Raw genomic sequence first — 6,280 nt, 5'->3', positions numbered from 1 at the left:
GGCGCGGGTGCGGCTGCGGGCGGATGCGTTCGCGCGCTGGGACCCGGCGGGTCGCTGCCGCCGCCCGCGGGACGGCTGGCACGACGTGTGGGTCGGGGACAGTTCCGCGGCCCTCGGCCCGCACCTCCGCGTGGAGGTTGCCAAGGGACGCTGTGTCCGCGTCATCGTGTGAGGAGGTCGGTCGGCGGGGCGATCGATCCGCGGGAACAGCCTGCGGGCAGCCGTCACGAATGACCGGGGAGGATCACACGCCCAGTTCGCGGCGCAGCTTTGCCACGTGGCCGGTCGCGCGCACGTTGTACTGCGCGACCTTCACCACGCCGGCGCCGGCGGCGTCCACGTCGACGATGAAGGTGGAGCGGATCACTCCCTCGACCTGCTTGCCGTAGAGCATCTTCGTGCCGAACGCGCCGTAGGCGCCGAGGACGTCCCGCGCCGGATCGGCAAGGAGTGGGAACCGCAGGTGGTCCCGCTCGCGGAACGTCGCGAGCTTCGCGGTGCTGTCGGGGGAGACGCCCACGACCTGGTAGCCGGCCGCCGCGAGGTCGGCCATCGCGGCGTCGAAATCGACGGCCTCGAGCGAGCAGCCCGGGGTCAGCGCCGCGGGAAAGAAGTAGACGATGACCCGGCCGCCGGCGTAGTCGGACAGCGAGACGGGCTTCCCGTCCGCGTCCGGCAGGGTGAAGGCAGGGGCGATGTCGCCGGGCGTGAGCTGGGTCATGGCGCCACCCTAGTAGAGGAGTCGTTCCGACCAACGGGAACGACCGTCGCCCGCCATCCCGTCGCGAGGGAGCCGTCCCCCGCGTGCCGTGGTTGGTGGCGGTCGTCGCGCGGACGGGGAGGGGCTGGCATAGGCTGTGCGCAGACCGGCGCCGGTGAGCTTGGAGGAGCGATGGCAGAGGCAGTGCGCACCCGCGAGGAGATCGAGGCCGAGATCGACGCTGCCCGGCAGCGCTTGGCGGCGAGCGTCGAGGGGCTGATCAGTCAGGTGCACCCGAAGGCCATCGTCGCCCACACCGTCGAGGACGCGCGGACGTTCGCGCGCGGCAGCTTCGAGCAGGCGAAATCCCAGCTGGTCGACGAGCGGGGTTCGCTGCGGACGGAGCGGGTCGCGCTGGTTGCGGCGGCCGTCGGCGGCGCGGTGACCTTCGCGGTGATCGTGCGGTCGATCCTGCGCGGGCGCTGAGCTGACCCGATCCCGCAGATCCTCGGGGTGAGCTTGCTTCGGGTCAGTCGATTTACCGCCACGTCCGGACGGGGCAAAGACAGATAGATCGTTTCATTTGCCACATCGGGCTGATTGGACGGTTGGACTTCGATAACAATCCGGGAAAGGTGCTGCCCAGCGGGGTGGCCGCGTGCCTAGAGTGCACCCAGAGTCCCCAATGGCGGGGGACACTTCTGAGAAGCGAGGACGCAATGTCTCATGCACGCACAACGCGGCGCGTGCTCGCGGCGGTGGCATCTGTTGGTGCCGTGCTGGTCACCGCTGCGTGCAGCTCTTCCTCCACCCCGGCAGCGAGTTCCGCAGCCGGTGTGAACTGGGACGAGCGCGGGCCGATCACCTACGCCCAGGGCAAGGACACCGCCGGCGTCTGGGCCGGCGTCCTGCAGCAGTGGAACGATGCCCACCCCAACGAGAAGGTCACCCTGATCGAGCTCTCTCCCGAGGCCGACCAGCAGCGCGCCGACATGATCAAGCGCGCGCAGGCCAAGAGCGGCGAGTTCTCGGTCATGTCCGTGGACGTCGTGTGGACGGCCGAGTTCGCCGCCAACGGCTGGCTCCAGGAACTCCCGGCCGACAAGTTCCCGACCACCGGCATGCTGAGCAGCGCCGTCGACGCGGCGACCTACTTCGGCAAGCTCTACGCCTACCCGCAGTCCTCGGACGGGGCGCTGCTGTTCTACCGCAAGGACCTGCTCGACAAGGCCGGCCTCGAGGCCCCGAAGACGTGGGACGACATGCAGGCGGCCTGTGACAAGGTCCTGCCGAGCCAGAAGGGCATGTCCTGCTACGCCGGCCAGTTCCAGAAGTACGAGGGCCTGACCTGCAACGTTGCCGAGGCCGTGAACTCGGCGGGCGGCCAGTTCATCACCGATGACGGCAAGCCGAACGTGAACACCCCCGAGGCGATCGCGGGCCTGACCTGGCTGACCGACGGCTTCTCCAGTGGCAGCATCCCCAAGGAAGCCCTCACCTGGAAGGAGGAGGAGAGCCGCCAGGCGTTCCAGGACGGCAAGATCCTGTTCCTGCGCAACTGGCCCTACGTCTACAACCTGGCCAGCAAGACCGACGGTTCCTCCGGCGTGGCGGGCAAGTTCGGGATCGCCCCGATCCCGGGCAAGGACGGCCAGGGCGTCTCGACTCTCGGCGGCCACAACATCGGCATCTCGACCTTCGCGAGCAACAAGGGCACCGCGGGCGACTTCATCAAGTGGATCGCGTCCGAGGACATCCAGAAGGTCTTCCTGCAGAAGGGCTCGCTGGCCCCCATCCTGGAGAGCATGTACGGGGACGCCGAGCTGCAGAAGCAGTTCCCGTACCTGGCCACGCTGGGCGAGTCGATCAAGGGTGCCAAGCCGCGGCCGAAGGCCGTGCGGTACGGCGACGTGACCGCAGCCATTCAGGATGCGACCTACGCTGCTTTGCAGACGGCGTTGAAGCAAGGTAGCACGACGCCTGACCAGGCCTTCTCCGACCTGCAGACGAAGCTGACGGACCTGCTCAAGTAGTTCCCTCGTCGGGCCCTCTCGGGGTCGCGGTCGAACGCCGCGACCCCGAGTGGTGTCTCTTTCCCTAGCAAAGGAGGTGGGGAAGCACATGAGCCAGGGCGCCACAACGACACTCGCCGGCACAACGCCTCCCGTTACCGAGAAGCGCAAGAAGAACCTGCTCAGCGACGGCCAGGGCACCCTGGCCGGCATTCTGATCTCCCCGACGATGCTCGTGATCCTGTTCGTGGTGGGGATCCCGATCATCCTTTCCCTGCGGGAGTCGGTGTTCCGCAAGAACACCGGCGTCGATCCGGCCACCGGCATGATCGCCGACACCGAGAGTTTCGTCGGCCTGCAGAACTTCACCGACATCTTCGCCAACCCCACCAATGTCGTCGGTGCGTGGGGCACGATGGACCGCCTGATCAACTCCTTCCTGAACGTGACCTTCTTCACCGTCGTCTGTGTGGGGATCGAGACCGTGCTGGGCGTGGCGATGGCCCTGATCATGGCCAGGGCCTTCCGCGGCAAGGGTTTCGTCCGGGCGGCGATCCTGATCCCGTGGGCGATCCCGACCATCGTCTCGGCCAGGATGTGGGGCCTGATCTTCGACTCCGCGGGCGTGATGAACAAGATCCTCGGCCAGGACATTCTCTGGCTGGCCGACAACCGCTACTCGCAGTGGGCGGTGATCGTCGCCGACACCTGGAAGACCGCACCCTTCATCGGCCTGCTCACCCTGGCCGGACTGCAGACCATTCCGTCCGAGGTGTACGAGGCGGCCCGGGTGGACGGGGCGAACGCGTGGCAGCAGTTCGTCCGGATCACCCTGCCGATGGTGAAGCCCGCACTGGTGGTGGCCGTGCTCTTCCGCACGCTCGACACCATGCGCATGTTCGACCTGCCCTACGGCATGATCGGGCAGGGCAAGTACTTCGTCGAGACGATCTCGATGTTCGCCTACTACGAGAACAACCAGCTGCGCTACGGCTCCGCCGCCGCGTACTCCCTGGTCCTGTTCGTCTACATCGTGCTGGTCGCTTTCATCTTCGTGAAGCTCCTCGGCGCCGACGTGATCGGTGACGACGAGACCAGGGCGCTGTCGGAGCAGCGCAAGCGGCAGAAGAGGCTGGCGAAGGAAGAGGGACGCAAGGTGAGGCTCGCCACGAGCACGATCACGAGTGGGGGGTACCAGTCATGACCGCCGCAGCCACGCCAGCCGCGGGCCACGTGTCGGCCGCGGAGATCGCCGTCCTGAACAAGCCGAGCCGCGACTGGAAGTACTGGGTCGGCACGATCGGTGTCGTCCTGGGAATGGCCCTGATCGTCCTGTACTGCGTCCTGCCGTTCTACTGGATGATCGTCTCCTCGCTGCGTCTGCCGACGATGGGCCGGGACACCTCGTTCTGGCCCAATCCGGTCTCGTTCGAGAACTACCCCGCGGTCTTCGACCCGCGCAACGGTTTCGGCCAGGCGCTGCTGAACTCGGTGATCGTCTCGCTGACGACCACCCTGCTCACCCTGCTGCTGGGCATCCTGGGCGCGTACGCCCTCGCCCGGCTGCGGTTCCGGTTCAAGGGTCTGGTGCTGTCGATCATCATCGGCTGCTCGATGTTCCCGGGCATCACCCTGCTGATCCCGCTGTTCAAGATGTTCACCGGGGCGTACCCGTGGCTCCCGATCAACTGGATGAACACCTACCAGGCGCTGATCATCCCGTCGCTGTCCTTCGGCCTGCCGCTGTGCGTGTGGAACCTGACGGCGTTCTTCCGGCAGCTGCCGGTGGAGCTCGAGCAGGCGGCCATGGTGGACGGGTGCACGCCCGGCCAGGCGTTCCGGAAGGTGATCCTCCCGCTGGCCGCTCCCGGCGTGTTCACCACGGCGATCATCACCTTCATCGCGGTCTGGAACGAGTTCATGATCGCGCTGACCTTCGGCACCGAGCAGCGCATGTACACCGCGGTGGTGTCGATCGCGAAGTTCACCGGCGCCTACGGCTATGACACCCCGTGGGGCACGATCATGGCCGCCGGTGTCCTGGTGACCGTCCCGCTGATCATCGGCGTGCTGATCTTCCAGCGGCGGATCGTGGCCGGCCTCACCGCCGGCGGCGTGAAGTAGCGTCCGACCAGAGCGAGAGGCCCCGAGGGATTCCTCAGGGCCTCTCGCTGTGTGCGCCGCCAGGGACTCGAACCCCGAACCCGCTAGTTAAGAGCCAGCTGCTCTGCCAGTTGAGCTAGCGGCGCGCAGGAAGAGACTTTAGCGCACCCGTGCCCGTGGGGAGAAATCGGCGGCTATGCCGGCGCTGGAGGGCGAACCCCCCGGTGCGGGGGCTCAGGACGCGTGGTGCGGGGGCTCAGGACGCCCGGTGCACCAGCCGGCCGGCCACCCAGGTGGCGGCCACGGTCATCCCCCTCAGGGTGCGGGCCTGCTCAACCGGATCGGATCCGGCCAGCGGGTCGGCGTCGAGCAGGACCAGATCGGCGGGGGAGCCGGCGGCCACCGTCCTCAGGCCGCCGGTGCTGGCCGCCAGGGCCTCGGCGGCGGTGAGCGAGTGCTCCGGGTACCACGGCGCGTCGCCCGGTTCGCCCCGGTGGATCGCCGCAGCCATCGCCAGCCACGGGTCGAGCGGGGCGACCGGGGCATCCGAGCCGAAGGCCAGGCGGACGCCCGCGTCCACCAGTTCGCGCAGCGGAAAGCTCCGTGAGGCTCGCTCGACGCCCCACACGGTCTCGGTCACACCGCGGTCGTCCAGCAGGTGTGCGGGCTGGACGCTGGCGACCAGCCCGGCCCGGGCGAGCCGGGCGGGCGCGTCCGGCGGGAGCAATTGCGCGTGCTCGATCGTTCCGGCGGCCCCGGTGGCCTCGAAGGCATCCAGCGCGGCCGCGGCCGCGGCGTCCCCGATCGCGTGCAGGGCCACGCTCAGGCCGTTCGCCCTCGCCGTGGCCAGCAGCCGGCGCAACTCCTCCGGCGGCACGCTCTGCACGCCGTGACCGCCGTCGGGATACGGCTCGGTGCAGGAGGCCGTGCGGGTGTTCAGCGAGCCGTCCGAGATGATCTTCAGCGAGCCCATCACGACCAGCGACTCGCCTGCCCCGGCCGGCAGCGCGGTACCGGTTCGGACGCCCGCGCGGAGGGCGGCAGCCAGGTCGGCGGGATACACCGACGCCCTGATCCGCAGCGGCACGCCGACCGCGGCCCAGCGGTGTGGCCATGCGGCGAACCCCGGCTCGAAGTCGTAGTCGACGAGGCCGACCACGCCCTTCGCCGCAGCCTCGGTCAGGGCGTCGGCATATGCGCCCGGGCCGGCCTGCGCGTCCTCGGCGGCCAGCAGCGCCGGCACCGCCGCGAACCACTCGGCCTCGACCACCGGTTCGTCGCGCCAGGACAGCCCGAAGCGGGCCAGCGCCGCGGTGTTGAGCCAGCCGGCGTGCGCGTCCCCGCTGACCAGGACGACGGGCAGCGACCCGGTGACGGCGTCCAGGGCGCGCACCGAGGGCTGCTCCGCCCACCCCGCCGGGCGGTACCCTCCGCCGACCAGCAGCGCGGCGCCGGCCGGCGCCGC

At 69.1% G+C, this 6,280-nt stretch carries 6 protein-coding genes and 1 tRNA gene; 4 read left to right on the top strand and 3 right to left on the bottom strand.

All coding sequences use genetic code 11. The annotated features are described in order from the left end of the window. Positions 1 to 244: 244 nt before the first annotated feature. Entirely contained in the window at positions 245 to 721 is a 477-nt protein-coding gene (locus QM633_RS11195) for a peroxiredoxin (RefSeq protein WP_415153839.1), read from the bottom strand. Between the two features lie 171 nt (positions 722 to 892). Between QM633_RS11195 and QM633_RS11190 the strand changes: the two genes are divergently transcribed. The 4 genes from QM633_RS11190 (at position 893) to QM633_RS11175 (ending at position 4,836) form a co-directional block, all read left to right on the top strand. Beyond that, positions 893 to 1,186 (top strand): DUF3618 domain-containing protein, encoded by a 294-nt coding sequence (locus QM633_RS11190; protein ID WP_415153838.1) that lies wholly within the window; start codon positions 893 to 895, stop codon positions 1,184 to 1,186. Between the two features lie 272 nt (positions 1,187 to 1,458). Next, a complete protein-coding gene (locus QM633_RS11185; protein WP_415153837.1) occupies positions 1,459 to 2,733 on the top strand; it encodes an ABC transporter substrate-binding protein in 1,275 nt (424 codons plus the stop codon). Positions 2,734 to 2,821: 88 nt separating this feature from the next. Next, positions 2,822 to 3,916 (top strand): carbohydrate ABC transporter permease, encoded by a 1,095-nt coding sequence (locus QM633_RS11180; RefSeq protein ID WP_415153836.1) that lies wholly within the window; start codon positions 2,822 to 2,824, stop codon positions 3,914 to 3,916. Next, positions 3,913 to 4,836, top strand: coding sequence for a carbohydrate ABC transporter permease (locus tag QM633_RS11175; protein ID WP_415153835.1), 924 nt, complete (start codon positions 3,913 to 3,915; stop codon positions 4,834 to 4,836). Before QM633_RS11180 ends, QM633_RS11175 begins: the two co-directional genes overlap by 4 nt. A 52-nt stretch (positions 4,837 to 4,888) precedes the next feature. Here the strand turns inward: QM633_RS11175 and QM633_RS11170 are convergent. Continuing rightward, positions 4,889 to 4,961 (bottom strand) — tRNA-Lys (locus QM633_RS11170). Between the two features lie 110 nt (positions 4,962 to 5,071). Then, on the bottom strand, positions 5,072 to 6,280 hold a 1,209-nt coding region (locus QM633_RS11165), incomplete at its 5' end, for an amidohydrolase (RefSeq protein WP_415153834.1).

This window comes from Propionicimonas sp. (assembly GCF_047606205.1).
In the GTDB taxonomy this organism is placed as follows: Bacteria; Actinomycetota; Actinomycetes; order Propionibacteriales; family Propionibacteriaceae; genus Propionicimonas.
The sequence above is the reverse complement of the archived record's forward strand: the minus strand, read 5'-3'. Positions and strand labels throughout refer to the sequence as shown.